Origin of the sequence: Chitinophaga filiformis (assembly GCF_021646545.1) — a bacterium.
GTDB classification, from domain to species: Bacteria; Bacteroidota; Bacteroidia; order Chitinophagales; family Chitinophagaceae; genus Chitinophaga; species Chitinophaga filiformis_A.
This window is the reverse complement of sequence record NZ_JAKIRP010000009.1, coordinates 315,438-335,312: the sequence shown is the minus strand read 5'-3', so window position 1 is coordinate 335,312 and position 19,875 is coordinate 315,438. Positions and strand designations below refer to the sequence as shown.

Sequence of the window (19,875 nt, the reverse complement as noted above, 5' to 3'; positions counted from 1 at the left end):
TTTTGTACGACCCGAGGACGGAGTGAGACCGCTTTTCCTGGTTCACTAGTAATACGCAAGGACCTGATTTGATGGTGGGAGGCTGGTTCGATTCCCAGAACAGGAACAATACCTGCACGATCAAAATAAACATTAGATACACTGCAACTACTCATTTTTGCTAACTTTGCAAACAATGGATACCGTCAGAGATATCTTTATAAATCTTCTCTCCGATGCTCTTTGGGCACTTGGCGGCTTTGCTGTGACCTATTTCCTTTTTAAAAAAAACCTTTTTTTAAGGATCCTGACATGATTCGAACTACCCACTGTAATTAATTCATTATCTACACATTACACTTCCAATCACAATAACATTATACACTTTTGTATCCACTAATCAGATACTTACTTTTTCATCTTACCGGGTGATACAACTCTATAGCAGCCTGTAAACGACCTACATCGTCCTGACGATACCTTTCTGTGCTGGATGGATACTTATGACCTGCGAACTGCTGTACTACACCTATATCATGGCCCTGTTTAAACAGGTTAGCGATTACACTCTGGCGGATGCGCTGGGCACTAACTTCCCTGCCCCGGAACATACCTGCATAGCTACGTTTTACATGCTTACTGATATCTTCTCGTGCCATCCCATTACCACGCTGGCCGATTATTAGCAGCTCACTTTCCTGGCCAGCTAATAATACAGGGCGTACTTCCTGCAGGTAACTGCTGAACCAACCTACCTGTAACGGCTTTAGGGCCAGTGTGCGGCTATTGGTAACGGCGGTACATTGGATATATACAGAACCACTCTCCAAGAACACATCCTGGACACGTAATGCGGCCAGCTCTCCCACCTGTAAGCCCTGGTAGATCAATAAGCTCATTAACACCTTATTTCGTAAAGCAAGCGCATTAAAACGCTCTTTGCGCTCCAGTAACTGTTCTAGCTCAGTACTGCTGAACAGGTCCTGCAGCTGGATGTCTCGGCTTCGCCTGTCACGCAGTTTGATCCCCCGTGCAGGGTGATCCGACCGCTGCCCCGTATAGCACAGGTAATCATAATAAACTTTGATGCTGCTCACGATCCGGTTTAAAGTATGGCTGTTACGATAGTGATGACGAAGGACGCCTATATAACCCATTAAGTCCTTATAAACGGCGGTAGATGCCTCGGGGTAACCGGATAAAAAGATGCTGATTTCGCGGGCATAGGACGCCGCTGTAGATGGGGTGTATTGCTGTTGTAAATACTGTTCCAGTGTCATAACTGTTGTAATTGATGGGCGCCTACCTTGGCATAGATCTGCGTCGCTTCCAGGTGTCTGTGACCTAAAAAGTCCCGCACATATTCAAGGCTCATACCGCCCTGTAGCAGATGCGTAGCTATACTGTGACGCAGGTAATGTGGTGTGACCCCCTCCCATAGTCCTGCACGTCTGACCACACCTTTCAGTAAATGATTATAACTAACTCCACTCATCGCCTTACCTACACGGTTCAGCATAAAGGCACTCTTATCACTTTCTTTGCCTTTACGCCACTGTTCAAGGTAGGTGGTTAACTCCCCTGCTACCTTACCCGTCAACGGGATCACACGACGGCTGGCCCCTTTACCTGAACGTACATACAATAACCGGTGCCTGGCCTGTACATCACGGATGCTTAGCTTCACTGCCTCACTACGACGAAGACCACAGCTATAAAACAGGTGTAACATTACCCTCTCCCGGATGCTCAACGCGGCTGTAAACAAGGCCGCTACTTCATCCTGTCCCAGCGCCTCACGGCTGTTACGCTCACCTCTGCGGAACTTTAACCCACTCATCGGGTTATAGCTGATGCCTCCACTGGCCTCCTGCCAGCTAAAGAACACTTTCAATGCATATACATAATGGCTGATCATCCCCGCACTCAATGCCCCCTCTCGGCGCTTTAAAGGCCGTATATGCAGCCATTCGTAAAAATCAAGGATACACCTCGGGGCAACCTCTGTTAGCCGCTTAAAACGCCCGTATTGCAAAAAATCACGTACACAACCAGGTAACATGTTCTGGGTTGTTGTACTATAACCGCTCTGTTGTAAGTATTGCTTAAAAAGTGTAGGATAATGATGCATGGTACCGCTATGATCTTAGATATACTTTTTGACCCCCTTGAGCATTTTTCTGGAACACGGAACGCAAGGCACTTTTTCCAGTATTCACGCAGGTTCCAGCGTTCCACTAGCGTTCCGTAGCGTTCCAACCTCTGGGGAGGGACTGTCTGCTTTAATAGCAGTGATTTGGGTGGATAGGTGGGATTTGATACGGTCTCTTAACCCCTGATAGTTGTCCCAGTATACTATCTTGTAGATAAACCCTTTATTAGCGTGGCCGCCACAGGGACGGATATATTCTAACCGGGTTAGGTCATTCGCATAACGGAACAACTGCGTTTTACTGATCTTTAAGCCCTGACGGATTTCACGTAAGCTAAACTCGGCCTGGCTGTAATGCTGACCATATTGACTACGCAGGTAGTCCTTTAACTGTTCATAGAACTGACGAAGACTACCATCCAGCTCATCTACTTTCAGGACTATACTGTCGAACATAATACTTATGGCCTGCTCTATATCACTGATCTCTGCTATCAGACGCCCCTTGCTGTCTTTGGTACGCTGGTATTGGTGTACCAGCGTTACCATCTTCACAAAGTTTAAAAACAGGTCATGTAAACGGCGGATCTTATGTGCATCCTCGGGCAACTGTAAACGCCCCGCATAAGGATTAACTACCTCCAGTGCTTCCAAACAGCGCACCAGGTTACGGATAAAACCTTTACTATCCTGTTCCTTGCGCGTATCTGTCTCCCCCGCTGCCTTACTGTTCTGGTAGCCTATAATACGTCTGGTCTGCTCAGGGCTCTCGTCTACAGCTATCAGGAACACACGGCTCATATTGTCCTCATAAATCTCTCCATGGGTTGTACAGGCTAGGCTGGCTATCGGACCTCTCACTGTCTTTTGTCCACTGGTGATCTGCCCATTTTCCAGTTTAATACTGGTGGCACTATTCAGCTCTCCATTACTCTGCAACTCACGGAACGCGAACTCTGCTTCCTCACTCAACCCGTCTATATCCTCTAAGCATAGTAACCGATTCATAAAGTAACGCTCAGGGTAATTATATAACACTTTATCACTTACCCGTGTCAGCCGTGTGACCTTCTCAGGGGGCATACAGTCTGATACCTGCTTTAATAACCTGGTCTTTCCACTGCCACTACTGCCCTGTATCAGCGCATGTAAGGGTGCAGGCATCTTGTAACTCAGCGCTACCAGTAATAAAAATAACCGGTTCCTTTCCTCGCCTACTATACCCGTTTCGCCTAATAGCTTGTTCAGGTTCTCTAATAAGCCCTGCTCCCTTAAAAAACGCTCTGCAGCACTCCGCTCCCCAACACTTAAAGTATAACCCTTTGCCTCTTCTCCTGCTGCTGGCGGCTCATCCCTTTCACGGTACTGGTCCAACAAGTCGGTTAACTGGTATAGGTCCTGTTCCAGTATGTCTTTTCGAAGCCCCAGCTTCTCACCTACCTCTCTGCATAACTTCTCTACCTGCTTATCTTCATACAGGTCCAGTTTATTGCGGCTCTTCTGGCCATTATCCTTACGCTCTACAACCAGTGTTACCTTCATGCTGTCCAGCTGTTTACTCACCCCTCCCTGCACGTAATAAATGGCCAGATCGCCGCTGTAGCTCAGTTTGTAGGGATTACTACTGTCCAGTATAGAGGTGGCTGATAAAGGCGCTGCAACTGGCCCAGAGGCAGGAACGTTTTGTTTTTCAACTGATTCAACTGAAAGAAAAAAATCAGTCCGACTATTTAGTAAGTGAGGGAAGATCTCAGCACTATGACTAACACCCCTACTGTTGATGTCTTCGCCTTCCGGTAGCTGTAAGGTGCTGATTAACACATGGGGTAACTTATCTTTAAAAGTAGTGGCGTATTTCGCAACTGCCTTACGTCCTGCTTCATCCCCATCAAAAGCAAAGATGATCTCCTGCAGGTGGGTTAAGCCTTTGATGGCTGCTTCATGTTCTGCGGTTAGACCATTGGTACCATAACAGGACAGGATACCGTATGTTTGGGATATTTCGCTACACTGTAACAATGTGGCTGCATCTATTACTGATTCGGTCAGTATCAGTCTTTGTACATCTGGCTTCGGATAACAGGGATAAAGACCACGCCTGTCCTTTAAGTAATAATGTCGCTGGTCTTCATCATTAACTGTACTGCGGAAGTACATACCGCTTACCTCTCCGCCACTGTTACGTAAGGCAAACACAATACAATACTTCCCAAAAGGTTTATACGCCTGGCTACCATTGCTACTTGTACCCCATGGGGATAATAACCCTACAGATACACACGCAGCTATCAGCTCATCATCCTTACGGTTGCCGTGATGGAACTGTGCGGTATTATAACCAATCTCTAAACGGGTAGCATCTAAACCTCTGCTTCGTATATACTCCTGCGCGGGCTTGCTGTTATGCACTGCATTCTTAAAATAAATGAACATGTGACCAAGCGTCTCCGCTCGGCTGTAGTTCCTTGCTGGTGTAGCAGGAACATTACCACCTATTAACGCCTTACACTTCAGGATAGCTTCATGTTTACTGCAGCCTTCCTTGTACATCACAAAGTCTATTACATCCAATGGCTTGCCATGCGTCTTACAGTTACTGCTAAAACAATAACAGCTATGCGTCTTGTAATACACCTGCAGGCTCGGCGTCTTGTCATCGTGGAACGGGCAGTGTAATCGCAGGTGCTTATCCGGTTTTAACCCGTAATAAGACAGCACCTGCGATAACGTTAGCTGCTGCTTAATGGCTGCTATTTCCATCATAGGCCTTTTTAACGATCAGCTTTCCTTTTCCGACTATGATATCTATCGGATCACCTACATTAAAGCCTGCTTCTTCCAGCCACAGACCTCGTACATTTAACCAGGGTACATTACGACCGCCATGCCAATGATTACTGACTGCCCGGTACTGCCCATGCATTTTACCGCGACGGAGTGCTTTACTTTTAGTTCCTGATGACATAAAATATTTTTTAATTAACCGTAAACGGTGCAAAGATACCGGATCAGTTTAATTGAGCAAATATTTTACGATTTTATTTTACCGCATTCGTTTCATAATTTTGACTAAACCCTCTATAACAGGGGTTTTATTAACCGTAAACGTATCATACAATGGTCTCTTTTGGTAAAAAACTCAGGGAGTGTAGGGAAGCTAAAGGGTTCTCACAACAGGAACTTGCTAAAAAACTGGGGTCTGCTCATACTGTCATAGGACGTTATGAACGTGATGAGATGCTACCGTCTATTGATGTGGTCAGGAAGCTGGCTGAAGCCCTGGAGACTACCGTGGGATTCTTATTAGGGGAAGCTAATGATACTAATATTTTGAAGGACCCTAAGATGATGAAGCGGCTCAATGAGATTAATGAACTTCCTGAGAAGGATAAAGAATGTGTCTATTCGCTGCTGGACGCTTTCCTTGCTAAATCTAAACTACAAGCTATTCTTAAATAAGGAAGCCCGGTGATTACCGGGCTTCCTTATTTAAGTTTACATATAAACTCACTATATTTATTCTTATACTCGATGCATCTGATGTATCTCTTCAATAGCAGCCTCAGGCCAAACTTCGAGTTTTAAACAGCCTGATGCCTTTTTAACCGAGATGTTTATCACTCTTCTATATCCTTGAACGGAATATATTTGTTAGGATCATCAAAAAGCCCTTTCCAAGAATTATCTGGCAAGTACGTTTCCACCTCTATGTCATTAAACCAACTAACAAATAACTTCGCATCGAAATCTATAAAAAATATAACATGCAATAAACTAGCCGCACTAAGCATTTGATAACTAATCCTATACTCTTCTGTTGCGCTAAAGAAATCAAGAATTTTGTCATCACTTACTACTTCCACATTATTTCGAAACACAAACTCATCTTCACTTGGATCGTAGTCCGGATCGTACGTATTCATATTAAGAATCCAATAAGCTATAGGCATTAGATAAAACCCATACTCATTTTTGTATTTAATACATCCAGCAAAATACCCTTGTTCTAATTTCTCTTCTATAGTCATTTTAATGTGGTTGTTCGCGTCTACCAGTTCCCGGTATCGCCTGTTGTCTTATTTTATCAATATAAGCTTTAGGCAAGCCATAAGCGCTTCTTGATTTACTTGGATCTGAAATTTGAGGTGAATTTGGAAACGCACTGCCCTTTCTTTGAGGAACTGCACTATTAACTATTTCATTAGCTAAACTACGCGGTATCTCAAACGAGACAATCTCCGCCCCAGCTTCTGCACCACCTCTTTTTTGATAAAAATAAATTTGGTGGGCTTTATCATCTAAAGTTACAAATAACATATCGTTTCCTCTTATCGATATTTTACCATCCCGACTGAATAAGACTCTTTCCTGACTTTGTTTATCACCCTGTCCCCCTTGGATTCTAAAAACCCTTACATCCTCCATTGTCCTCGAATACCAAGCCTTATCAGTCAACGGACCGTACATCGCTGTATTATTCTGAGTATGTACAGCCATGGAAAAGGCTTCAACGCTTTTCGACTGGTCCTCATCCAGAAAAATGTTGTCTACTGCATAAAGAACCTCATTTGCATTGCGCCTAATTGACTTAAAAAATTCCATCTCACCTTCATTGCCCCTACCCTTAGAACCAGAGAAACCTATGTAGTATTTCTTATCTCCGTAGTTAATAACAGCCCTTTCTGGTATACGAGGTTCTTCTTCTCTAGTATTAAAAACTCCTAAAGCCTTATAGAACCAATCCTTCTTTTGTACAAAGGTTATATTGGTTAACTTAAGAGATGCAGATCCATCATCATTTTTCGTCAGAGTATAGTGTAATTCTTCTTCTCCATCTAAATCAATCGCCTGTATTGGTGTATTTCCTGCGAACTGGTATGGAGTATACCACGGATAGCCCTTCGTCAACGGATCCACACTCAAAAACTTCCCTAACCTCGGATCATACACCCTCATCCCATAATCCTGCTGATTTCCCTCTCCCTTCACCTCATTATCATTCTCCTTCCCATTAAACCCATACCTATAGCCACCCGCATTATACCGCCTACCCGGCATCTGCATACCAAACGGATAATACTCATTCGCAGAAAGCAAATCATATTTATACGCTCCCTGCCCTGCCAACACCTTCTTATCCGACACCGTAGCCAGCACGTTCCCCAAATGGTTACTTAACTCAAAGACCTTTTTACCACGAGTAAAATTAGCGATTTCTCCCAAACCTAATCCTCGCAACACTATTCCATTCTCTGTACCACTGTTTAGATCAACCTCGGGCCTGGACACACCCAACCTGCTACTACCATACAAATGGCTCTCTGATAGTCTGATATTATCGCCAGCAGGAAGAGTATAAACACTCATTACATTCCCCGTAGCATCCCGTACATACCAGGTAGTAGTATCATGGTAACTCTTACTGATACGATTACCGCTCACATCATAACTATAATGAATCGTATCATTTCCTTGCTTTACAATATAAGCGATTTTACCATATAACGTCCAGTCAATCTTCTCGATTTTCCCCGCAACATCTTTCACAAGATTACCAATACTGTCATATGCATAGTTGCCCGGCAGCTGTTTATCAATATCGCTCTCATAATTAGCAGCACTTACCGCATCATCCACATAATCCAGCTTATTGGTACCGAGGCGATAAGCATAGCTAAGACTATCCATACCCAGTGGCTTATTCGCAAAAGTCTGACTACCATTACGGTTGTAGCTAAGAATATTACCATTAGGATCATAACTAACGGACTCCTTAAAGTCTTCCAATGCCACCGGATTCCAGGTATTTGTCGCCACATTCAGGCCATTGTACGCCTGCATCCCCTTAATCCGGTTCAAAGCATCATATCTGTAATTATACAACAACGGATTACCCAAACCAGCGACATACTGGCCAATCGCCCCAATATTACCATTATACAGCGGTTTAAAATCACCGCCTGCAGCAGCAAAAGGCAGTTTGGCACTGTTAATTGGCTTATAATCAGCTCCATAGTAATTCAATGCAAAACCAAATGCATCCACCGGAGTTACAGCCCCAGCTTTTCCATCGCCTCCCTGATCGCTCTCTGGGCTCAGTGCGGTACTGTTCACACCTTTGAGCCATCCCTGCAAAGTATACGCATAATCAAGCCCCTGCACCTGTTGCTGACCGATCACTGTACGCGCCAGTGGGCCGTGCTTGTAATACTGATAGTACGCATCATTCTCCCAATACACCCTGTCCTGACTTGTCTCGACATTCGTTAGCCTGTTCTCTGCATCATAATTATATCGATGATAAAACGCATCAGATGCGCCTGGCTGATAAGCTACTTCATTGACCTTACCGCTGATCAGATCATAACTATATGCCACTCTCTTGAAACGATGGCCCGCAGCTTTCATCCTTCCTTCCCGGTAGTCTTGCAACAGGGTGTCTACATTTCCGAGAACATCATATGTATAAAAGGTTGCTGTGCTATGCCCACCGCCATTCACTGAATCTGCATTCCTATACAACGCAGTCCAGGACACACGATTACGAAGATTACGTGCTGCGAATTCCGTCGTACTGAAGAACGGATACGCAATATCATAAGTCGTCTTTGTTATCTCCCTGCGACTATTCGATACACTATTAAACCAGCTGGTGAAATTCTCCTGCTTCCGGCTGATAGCATCAGTCATGGCAGTACCAGAAGTCAGCTCCCCGACTTCTGTTATTCTTCCAAGATCGTCATAGCTTGTATAGCTGTAGTTATTAGATGGCTGCTGTTTGGCATTCTGCGATACAGCCAATCTACCCAGGCGGTCATACCAGAATTTTGACTTGCCAGCATCGGGTGTCTTCTGTGCCACAACACCATTCAAGGTGTTATACCTGTACTCCGTCGCCATTGTATGAGCCGGTACTAATCTTACACCCGCAGCTTTAGCCACGTCCACACTGTCCACCCAACTCTGCCTGCGGTTCTTCACCACGCCTGCCGGTGGAACGGTCTTCACCAGGTTCCCTGCCTGGTCATAATAATATAGGGTATAATGATATTCACTAAGCGAGTACCTCACTGCAAATTTCTCCAGCCATGCCGCTTTCAGGGCTGTACGCATGTACTCTGTATCGAAATTATTCTTTACAGAATCTGCGTAAGTATTATATATCACCCTCGCAGCACTTTCTGCAAAGAATGTGCTGTCGGAACAAGCAGTGGTCTGGTCTATCTCCACCGTCGGGAATACCCCCAGGTTGCCGCACAACAATGGCAGACCATTCACTACATAACAACTGTCAAGTCCGGGACACCCTGCCTGGCTTCTTACCGGCGTACATGATTTCTCCGCCAGCGCTACAGCACTGATCAGCTTCTCGTCAAGATCTGTAATAGTCTGCGCTCCAATTGTCTTACGGACAACGGACGCATAAATATCATTACTTCTTACATTTTCGCTGGTGTCTTTACATCCTGTCTTACCACCGCTAGTGGCGATCATCAGCAACCCCTTGTTATCCAGGATACCCGCTCCGGCAATTGTACCGTCCGGATGCTGAGTGAGATGACGAACATAATCAGCACCGTCCACCCGTACATGACTCGACCACAGGATGCCGTTATTAGCTCCTATTTTATGCAGATATACATCCCTCGATCCAGCACCAATAGGAACAGTCTGCGCGGCCAGTATACTACCATCTGCTGTTGTAACTCCGCTAAACAGATTTCCTTCATTGGTTGTAGGAAGGTCAATCTTTCGTGCAAAAAGCACATCACCACCGCCATTAATATCTAACAGAATACCCGCACGATCGCCTAATAATTTATAACCAGTGGCGGTCTTAAGAATACCTCCCGGTATATTATCACTACCGCTGATACCATAACCACTCATACCCAATACGTCACCGGTCGACTTGCGCTGTTTTATCACAACAGCATCATAATTGGCGCCCGCAGCACTCATCGATGTTGCCATCACCAATGTATCGCCATTCTCCAACAGCGAAATCGCCTCCTTCTTTGCTGAAGATGCAATGACCTTTGACCATTTCAGCATACCGTCATTAGTCAGTACACCAGTTACCCACTCCAGCGGATTACCCTGTGATATACTCAATCCCGCAAATGCATACTCTCCCTCACTGGTCTGGATTATGTCATAACCTTTTCCCTCGTAATTGCTGCGGCCCATTCCCATTGCCTTGTTCCATTCAACACCTCCCAGGCTGTCAAGCTTTACAACCATTATCGTACCTGCATCATAACAATAAGAGTTGGTAGACCCTATCGCTATATATCCGCCATCTGCTGTCTGCCTTATACGTTTAAATTCCTCATGATTCTCTGCTCCATAGGTTTTTGCCCATAATAACGCTCCCGTAGCATCCGTTTTGACCAGATACGCATCTTCCTGACCTGCACTACATCCCCTGGTCCATCCTGCCAGCAGATATCCTCCATCACTACTGCGAACGATATCCCTAATGTCATCAACACCGCCGTTAGCATAAGTACTTGCCTGCGCATTCGTGCCTGCCTGAGCTGGTTTACATACCGTGAAGCTGTCACCGGTTCCCTTTGTACAACTGTCTTGCAGGAAAGCAAGGTATTCCCATGCCTGTTTACCGAACCCGAGACGGTTATTCATATATGCCGCAAAGAATTCATTCTTTTTGTCCTGTAATGTATCGTCCATTACTATCATCGGCTGTATACCGTAGGTGGCTACAAATGAAGTGTACAAACGGTTTACATCCTCACAGGTTGCACAGCCCGGCGCTACATTACATTGCAGCAATACCGGGATATTGATCTGCGCAGGCAGCCAGCTGCAGCTGCTGTTCACAGGACTGCTACAAGCTGATTCCAGCATATCCAGGTCTGACTGGCTGATGTTCACGCCACGTTTGCGGCTCAGATAAGACGAAAACGTCTCTGAAGGCAGCTTCAGGGATGTGTATTCCCTGCGCAATTCCGCCAGCTTATCACATTGACAATCCGTAGGACGTGAAAAACTGGGCTGGTCTCCATAACTTACCTGGCGGTCATATGGTTTGGGCATGGTGATCACATCAGCGTTACAGCTCATGCTTTTCGTAATGCCATGCTGCAGATTGTATTCATCTATTACTTCTTCAAAACTATGATACTGATAGGTACTACCTGGCTTTACAGTACTGGAGCCATTGGTATGGTCCCGGTCTGCACCTTCCTTACAAACCTCCAGCAATTTCGGTATGATATCATTATCAATGGCAGACTGGCTGTAGCAGCCGGATAACTGTGCTGCCCAATAAGAGACATACGCACGGCAGTTTTCATCGTAGGTACGCATCTCCATTGCCCTGGCAGTATCTTCCATCGCCTTCTTATCGGGCGTTCCCACCATATTGCTCAAACCTGCATTCGCAAGCTGTTCAGTGGTGGATGTAAAACGAAGCTGTTTGCCGGCACTCAACAGGTCCTGTGCTTTTGCGCCGCAATTGATCGCCTTCAGATAATCATCCAATACGGTACGCTTAGCCGTGAGGTACATACTACGGAAACTACGCCACGCCATGTTCAGATCACCTTCACACATTTTACCTTCGTCGAAAGCTAATGCAGGCGTATTGTATAGAGCTATGCACGAATTATCTGTTCCGGAACATTTGATCGAACTGGCAGCAATGCTCCACATAGTATAACCCGTACTATTAAAGTTCTTCAAACGGGCCTCCAGCGCCGATTTAAAATTAGCAGACAAGGGATCGATACCTGTTCCCGGGAATGGGATTCCCGACATATTCGTAGGATTCAGATACCCTTTATTCCGTGCTTCAGCATAAGTATCAACAGATTCAAAATCCACACTCCATTCTTCGCTGCTACGATATTTGCTCTTTTCAATCAGCTTGCAATACTCTGGATGCAAGTGCAGTAAAGCGGGCGCCCAGGAACTCTTGAAAGCTGCCGCAAAGTCCGAAGGCCGCAGGGTTTGCGGATCCACGAACAGTCCGCTGGCTTCATTATACACTTTATCCGGCCGGCCTGCTTCATCCAAATAATGGATGGATGTATCCATATAAGCATACATCGTATCCTTGCGATCCAGGTAGAATATAGAATAGATGTTAGCCGTATCGCTGGGAATCGCGTACTGCCCTGAAGGAGCTTCCATATCCATCAACATCGCATCACGGATAGCATCTGTTTCCGTACCCGTTCCGCAAAGAATCGTACAGGCGTCCAGTGCAGTGTTGTATGCGGCCTGCGCCTCGCTGCGGTAAGATGCGGTGTCTGTCACAGGATAATTATTCTCCGACATATACCTGTCACGATAAGGCTCCCAATCCCCAAGACTGGCCAGGCAACCCGCACAATCCGGCACACACTGAACAGCACGCAGGAGATTCTGTTGCTGCTGCAGAACAGTGTCGTAGCTTTGGCACACATTACTCTTCAGGAAAACGCTGTCCCTATAGTAATCCATTGCCGCCTTATTGATCGTCAGCGTCTTCGCGAAATCATAACTACCCTTTTTCAGATAGACGTCAAAGGACACATTTATTGGCTGAGGTATCTTATTACAGTCAACACTGATATTATCGAGCTTCGCCTTTATTACTTTTTCAAACGGCTTCTTATCATCAAAGCGCTGGTTAAACGCATCGTCTGTGATCCGGATCTCCAGATCGTACAGGCCCGTATAACATACAGGTTTACCATTACAATCATTTTTTTGTAATACCGGCGGTGTCAGCTGATAAGTAAATGAGAAATAACCGCTTTCCGATACAAACTGGGAATGCCTGCTGCTGATCTTCATGTCAGCGATGGTATTCTGTCCGGGACCAGACAGTGAATCTGTTACAGACAGACTATCTTTGGATGGCAGATCTTCCAGTCCCCTGTTTTCAGGAGAGCCGGCCAAAGCTGTAGCAATTGTACGGCCATGCATATCAACATATGCCACCGAAGTCTGTCCATTGCCATCGGTTACTGTGTTTTTAAAGTAGTGCGTATTATCCCCTACCTCTGTACCAAACAGCGCATAGAGGTCCTCCTTTGCAGCAGTATTGTAGGTATACTTTGTCTCATGGCCACTCCCTAATTTAAACGTCGGTCCCACGCCACTCTGACGAAGTACTCGTCCGGTATTATCCGCTGTATATTCAGTTTCAGTAAAGGCATAACCCTCTCCATCAGGGATGAACTGGTTAAAGCCAATATTTTTCTCAGGGTTAGCGGGCGAATAATACTGGTTGGTACCGGATGCCGTACTCATTGGCGCGGCAGAAGCGGTCAGGTAGGTTTCCGGAGAAGGAAGTGAGTCATAATAACTCTTGTCATATTCTGCTCCATTGAGAGCGGAGTTCAGATTATGAGCGTATTTCAACACCGTATTCAAGGTAGGGGCTGGCAATACCTGTACGGCAGGTCGTCCCTGGTAATCATAAAAAGTTTCTGCAGCTACTACAGTGTTCGTCGTATTGTCTTTCGTAACGGTCTGACGGCCTCTCAAACTTCCATCATAATACTGTACTACCACTTTCCGCTTTCCATCTTCTGCGAATGAGATAGTAGATTGCCAGTTCAGTGTCGGCTCATGCCCGGTAAACTGATAAGCACCTATACCTGTTGTGGTATCTGAACTCCAGGCAGTTTCCATTCGCTGATAACCCACCTTTTCCTGTACACCTCTTACACGGTAATAGAGAGTACCCGCATCATCATATAAAAGCGGGATACTGTAGTTATTACCGGCGATGGTAACCCGGGTCGTATTATGCTCAAATATCAGGGCTGGATCGGGACTGGAAGGATTACCATAACGTCCGGCGGCGAGCGCACTCTGGTCAATATATGCCCATTCCAGGTCGTAGACATCCGCTCCTGTCATTACAGGCCAGTTCACTTCCAGCTCGTTGGTGGTATCTGCTTTTGCAGGATTGCCATATATAAATTTAACAGCATCCGCTTTGCAAGCCAATTTATACACAGGATGGACTTCCATCTCGTTCAATACCAGTAAGGCAGGAATGATATTCGCCTGCGCAGTGGACGTTATACCCAGCACCTTCACTTTCACCCGGTGGGCTCCATTGAACACAAAACTACTGCGCATGGTATAAGTACCTGCTGTGTCGTAGTTAACAGAGAGCTGCTGATCAACAGAATCAACCGAAAGATCAGCAAGTGTGTAGTAAATACGCAGGTTCACCGTTGCACGGAAAGAATCCGGCAATGGTAATGTTGCGTATTCATTTATACTGAAGGTAATAATGTTCTTCACCTGGTACGGCGTATCGAGTCTGCCAACCAGTGCAGCATTAAAATAAGCCGAGTCCGATACCGTTGCGATCGAGTCAGCAGTCAGCTGCCCCTTTGCGCCGTCCAATATACGCTTAAGGGTAATTTGCCCCCCTGTCTGCGCGCTGGCCAGCTGTGGCAGATATGCCAGTAACAAGAACAATATTCCTTTCAGAATCGTTTTAATTCGCCTCTTATAGTTCATAGTCCGGGATACTCTAATTCTTTTTCTTTTGCAGTCAGCTACGCGGCTCGTTGCGAACCTCGTATCTAAATTCCACCTGCAACTGTTTCATTCCTTGTCACACGCTTCTGTTACAAAGAATTGTTGTTTCTATTTATCCTTTTTACCAGCGGCCTTTTCGCTTTTCAGCCGCTTTACTTCCTGCTCCAATGCTTCTACCCTGGCGTTCATTTCCTGTAATGCCTTTACCAGCAATGCTACAGTATTCGCTTCATCAACACCTTTATGTTCAGCAGCTGACATCTCCTCTGGCAGTTCATCAGCAATAAAACCGATACGTTTAGTATTCGTGCTGTCCGCCTTAAATACGAAAGTACGGACCTGCGCATCTTTCAGAATGCCGGTTGCACTTGCCGTAAATGGCTGGATATCCCTTTTAAGGCTTCTTAATGAGGACTGAACGAATCCGGTAGCTGTTACCTGGCCGGTTACAACAGCATTACCACTGGCATCTGTTTTTAATCGCCAATTGGTGCCAGAGCCTCCTGTAAATCCGATTTCATTACTATTTGTGGCGTATACGCTACCACGGCTGACAGCGTCCGAAGTCTTAAGATCGAGGTAAGTGACGGTTGTTCCCGGTGCACTTTTGAGTACCCAGCAGGCAGGTCCATTATGATAAAGGGCTGTGCTATCCGGTGTCGTTAATCCGGTATTATTTCCTACTCTCACCCAGCTTTCCAGGCCTAATCTGCCATTCGGTTCTGTCTTTAGCGCGACATTAGCCCCTTTGGTACCAAATGTCACATTACCTGAATGCCAGAATTCTTTCCAGGTGGTCCAGGTACCATTGCTCTGATTACGGAAATATGTCCTGCCCAGATAAGTACCGGCCATTCCGCTGGCTATCTGCATCCCGTAATTATTGCCATCAGTAAGGCCGTTCCTGTGCCTGGTAGAAATTAAATTCCACCAGGTGCCGTCTGTAACCGGTGCATTTGTTCCCATGTTTACGGATCCGATGAAGCTATTGCTCACAAGTGTATTCCAATCCGGAGGAGTTTCGTACACACCGCCTCTTACAAAAAGAGAAGAAGAGTTACCCATATGAAGCACATCTAACCCTTTGTATTGTAAACGATCCCTTCCAATCGATAATAAATCGGTCTTCGCACCGCCTGTGTTGGTGGCATCATGTCTAAAGATCCAACCTTCATTATCATTGTCCCTTGCTTCAAAGATCATGTTCCCCGGAGGGTTATCGTCTGGCGATTCAACAAAAATCCTCCATGCATCGGAATTATATACCCAGGTCAAACCATTTGACGGATTACCCGATGCCTTGTTAAATGTGATGTCACTAACTGTCGTACTTCCTCTTGCCGTAACTGTCGCCAGCGTCTCAGGCGTAAGCTGCAGTGTATCCTGTCCTGTTATCGCAATTCCATTAATACCAACAGTTTGTAACTGAAGTTTACGGAACTCCGTCCGACCATTTCCCTTGTTATACAAAAAACCCAGGGTATCCTTCGTTTTGTTTTCTATGATCAGTTCAGCAGTATCACAACCGCTGTATATCCGTACACTGTCAGCGCGTATCTGGTATACGTGCTTCTGTGCCATTACCTGACTTGTCACAAATGAAATGCTTAAAAATAACAGCAATCGTTTCATTCTTCTGTTCATAGGTTTATTTAAAAATAGATTCAATTATCAGTTTATAAATTTCCAGAGCCTGTGAATACTGCATATTCCGTTTACTCCTTAATTAAAGCGCTTCTTGTTTCCTTAATTGTCTTAACACCCCTCTCTGTCTCCTTCTTCACGCGGGTTAATGTCGCGTCATCATCATACTCAAAGAAAGTGGCATAGTTATTTTCGTCCAGCTCAGCCATCATACGCAGGTTCCTTGCATCATATACAAATGACTTCATATTGGCATTATATGGATGAATGCGGATATCATCATAAAAAACTGTTGTCGATCCTGTTGCAAACAATACAACGGAGAACTTTGAGCTACCTGCCGGAACATCTATCACCTGTTCATATCGTTGCCAGCCGTCAATGATTGCCCCAACAGGTTTAATTTTAACAACCACACTATTTCCATCTGCAAGTGTTACTGCAAGTGCTACCTGGTTACTTTCATAAGAGCTGCATTGGCAATCCTGAATTTCTTTCACCCACGCACTAAACACCACCTTCCCACCAGATAGCAGCGCGAAAGAAGGCAGCAACACTTCGCTGTTTGCCCGAACGCTTTTCAGCACGGTGGTCGGGATATTATTACAAGTGAAAGTTGTCTCGTTGAAAGAAGGCGTACCAAGTGTGTCAGCAGCGTCCATTACAGGGCTGATGACACCTACAGTGTCTCCGGGCGCAACTCTGATACTATATCTGCCTGTATGTCTCTGGGTAGAGTCTATCCTGCTCATATAAGGTGTGAAGTCAAAACGGCGGCCAACAGGACAGGCTTCCTGACAACTTGCATCCGCAAAATAATAGTCTTCAAATCCTTCAAAAGCTGCTTCCTGGTAACGGCTATTCTGTACAACGGCTACTGGTATTGCATCACCATATCCGTATATCCCTGCATTATAACGTCCAAGCGGGTCCTTGTTTTCCAGTTCGAAGCCTTTTGCGTTAAAAATGGTGCTTTCTGCATTCCATACCCATGCCTCTTGTTTTTGGGCCGACCACTGTCCGTCTTTAACCTGCCAGAAAGCATCGAAATCAGCAAAGGCGCCATCCTTTCGGATATCTGTCGGTTTATCAGGATCAGATTCCGCACGCGATCCATAATAGGTATAAGAACGCATCGGACGCCAGCTACCTAATAGGCCGTAAACGTATGGATTGACACTAGTATCTGTGACAGCACTGTAACATACCGCCAGATATGGCGCTGCGCCGACTGTAACTGTTCCAACGATAGAATCGCCACACATATCCGACGTAATAGCCACCCTGTATTCGCCTGCTTTTTCAGCGCTGAAATCGGAAATGAAAAGATCAGCTGCTGCGCTCTGTGCCCTAAAACCATTAGGCCCAGTCCAATATGCACGCCTGGCTGTTGTAGGAAGGTTAATGGTACGAAGGTGGACCGTCTCCCCGATGCAGTACTCAGGCTTATCGCTGGACACGACCTGCGCGGTAGCGAAATCTATGATTTTTACTGATTGTACCGCTGAGGCGCCACAATCATCCTCTACTCTTATGTCATAACTCTGGTTAGCGATCAGACTATAGCTTCCACCTGATGCCACTGAACTGAAATAACCATTGTTATTCACTGCCAGATAAGGCCCTGTGGCCCCCTTACCGGATTCGGCCAGCTTAAAAGTGTAAACGCCGGATTGCGCAGTACTTCCGTAACGGCCAAATGCCTTGATCGTTCCCGAATTATTCGGCTGTCGGGGACAAACCCATCCAAGAGAGTTCTCTACATCCACCGCCAACGGCTGGTTAATATAAGGCACGTCTTTAGCGTTTGACCCATAGTCAACAGCCGCGTCCTCATAAGCCGATACTGCAATACGATAAGACCCCGGAATGGACAACAACAGACTATCGCCCTCTGCTACTATCGGATTGCCGGCCCCTGCAGGGCCACTTACGATCTGATAATAGGTGGGTAGGTCAAGTCCTTTATAGTAAGCATGCCCTGTCGGTTTTACAGATTGCCCTATACACGTCTGTATAGCGGTATAGCTCCATGAATACCTGTAGACATCTTGTTCTTCGATCGTTATGGGAACCTCGTACATGCCGCAGTTATCCGTTACCCGCATCAGGTAATTACCCGGACCAAACATTTCCATTTCTCCATTTCTTAACGGATACACTACAGTACTATTACCATATTCTACTATGTAAGTGAATGCTTTGTCGGCCGGACTGATTACATCTATCCTGGTGCCAACTGAAAACAGCGAAGTCTTATGCACTGCTATCAACGCAATACCTTCCCTGCCCAGGTTTGCACCAAGTCCTTCTTCTGCAGTAAGGTAATAAGGAGACTCCCCTGCAGGCGCATTCGCCGAAAAATTGTGCTGCGATACAGCTTTTCCATCTGCACCTGTAATGGTTATTTCATACTCCCCAAATATGAGGTGATTGATAGTATCGGTTAAAGCTGCCTCTTTATTGTAGCCTATCGTATCGTAGCGATATGAACCAGTATTTGTGTTCCTCAGACTCACATAAAGAGGATAACAAACCATCTGTGCACCATGAAGAGTATAACTGAGATTAAAATCTGTGCTGCAATTCTTTTCAACTGTCGAAACCATCCAGGAGGATGGCAGAGGTAGCGTAACCGAAATTATTTCATTGCAGGGCGATTTGAAATTGACCTGTAATGGCGCTCCACGATAGTCACTTATAGTAGTCCCTGCGGGCAAAGTCAGGTAGCCGGGCGCCGATGTTAATGGCACATAGTCCGTCGACACACCGCCTACTGTACAGCTCACCTGCAATGGTCCGTTCTCAGAAAAATATTTATGGAAAGTAGCTATAAAAGATCCGATGTTCCCTACCCGCAATTTTTGGCATTCGGACTGTACAGGCTCTATACTAACCCCTATGTCTGTTGTAGCTAAAGATGTAATCGCGTCAATTGTCAGTGTCTGCGTTGGCGCAGTAGACGTACAGGCATCGGTTACGGATAACGTATAAGTTCCCGGTTTCAGGCTGTCCAGCAGTAAAGCCGACGCCGATGTCACAAAGCTGGTACGACCGCTGTATCCTGCTGGCTGTCCCGTTATTGTGACTGTATAAGGCGCACTTCCACCAATAAACGTAATTGTTCCCTGTCCTGTATTACAGGCGCCAAATGCCATCCTTTCTTCCGTGACAGACACATTCATCGGTACATAGGTGCCTGAAACAGTAACATTTGTGCTGGCAGACACGGATGCGTTATTACATATGGCCTGCACTACCACTCTGTACTGGCCGCCGGGCACATTTTCAAACACGGGAGCTGCACTTTGTGGCACGCCATATCCTCCGGATACCACAGGCTCAAGGCTGTACAAAATATTCGTTAGCGAAGAAGCCCCGCTACCGGTTAATGTCACTGTTATCTTACCGTTTGCCGCGCAGGTGGAAGTTTGTGCTGCCGCACTCACCGCCCACTGGCTGCATTGGGCATGCACACTGCCGTTGCGCAGTAACAAAAAACAGAGTATCATCCAACACAAGATGACCTTCCACGTATACCGATCTTTAAATATCATCGAATCTCAGGTAATATATTATTCAAT

9 protein-coding genes are annotated in these 19,875 nt (G+C 45.8%); 1 reads left to right on the top strand and 8 read right to left on the bottom strand.

The features are described 5' to 3' along the window. Positions 1-395: 395 nt before the first annotated feature. The 4 genes from L3C95_RS21685 to L3C95_RS21670 form a co-directional block, all read right to left on the bottom strand. Positions 396-1,259: a tyrosine-type recombinase/integrase gene (locus L3C95_RS21685; protein ID WP_236390750.1), complete on the bottom strand. Its 864-nt coding sequence runs from the start codon at positions 1,257-1,259 to the stop codon at positions 396-398. Next, positions 1,256-1,897: a tyrosine-type recombinase/integrase gene (locus L3C95_RS21680; RefSeq protein ID WP_236390749.1), complete on the bottom strand. Its 642-nt coding sequence runs from the start codon at positions 1,895-1,897 to the stop codon at positions 1,256-1,258. The genes L3C95_RS21685 and L3C95_RS21680 overlap by 4 nt, the downstream gene beginning before the upstream one ends. A gap of 297 nt (positions 1,898-2,194) precedes the next feature. Then, on the bottom strand, positions 2,195-4,894 hold the full coding sequence (locus L3C95_RS21675) for a CHC2 zinc finger domain-containing protein (protein ID WP_236390748.1): 2,700 nt from the start codon (positions 4,892-4,894) through the stop codon (positions 2,195-2,197). After that, positions 4,872-5,096 (bottom strand): SymE family type I addiction module toxin, encoded by a 225-nt coding sequence (locus tag L3C95_RS21670; RefSeq protein WP_106606301.1) that lies wholly within the window; start codon positions 5,094-5,096, stop codon positions 4,872-4,874. The genes L3C95_RS21675 and L3C95_RS21670 overlap by 23 nt, the downstream gene beginning before the upstream one ends. Positions 5,097-5,248: 152 nt before the next feature. Between L3C95_RS21670 and L3C95_RS21665 the strand changes: the two genes are divergently transcribed. Beyond that, complete coding sequence (locus L3C95_RS21665) at positions 5,249-5,590, top strand: helix-turn-helix domain-containing protein (protein WP_236390747.1); 342 nt, start codon at positions 5,249-5,251, stop codon at positions 5,588-5,590. A 158-nt stretch (positions 5,591-5,748) separates the two neighbouring features. Here L3C95_RS21665 and L3C95_RS21660 read toward each other — a convergent pair whose 3' ends face one another. From L3C95_RS21660 to L3C95_RS21645, 4 genes are all read right to left on the bottom strand, one after another. Further along, positions 5,749-6,159, bottom strand: a complete 411-nt coding sequence (locus L3C95_RS21660; protein ID WP_236390745.1) for a hypothetical protein — start codon at positions 6,157-6,159, stop codon at positions 5,749-5,751. A 1-nt stretch (position 6,160) separates the two neighbouring features. Beyond that, positions 6,161-14,626 (bottom strand): RHS repeat-associated core domain-containing protein, encoded by an 8,466-nt coding sequence (locus tag L3C95_RS21655; protein WP_236390744.1) that lies wholly within the window; start codon positions 14,624-14,626, stop codon positions 6,161-6,163. A 129-nt stretch (positions 14,627-14,755) separates the two neighbouring features. Continuing rightward, on the bottom strand, positions 14,756-16,291 hold the full coding sequence (locus L3C95_RS21650; RefSeq protein ID WP_236390743.1) for a pyocin knob domain-containing S74 family peptidase: 1,536 nt from the start codon (positions 16,289-16,291) through the stop codon (positions 14,756-14,758). A gap of 71 nt (positions 16,292-16,362) precedes the next feature. Continuing rightward, entirely contained in the window at positions 16,363-19,803 is a 3,441-nt protein-coding gene (locus tag L3C95_RS21645; protein ID WP_236390742.1) for a hypothetical protein, read from the bottom strand. Between the last annotated feature and the right edge of the window lie 72 nt (positions 19,804-19,875).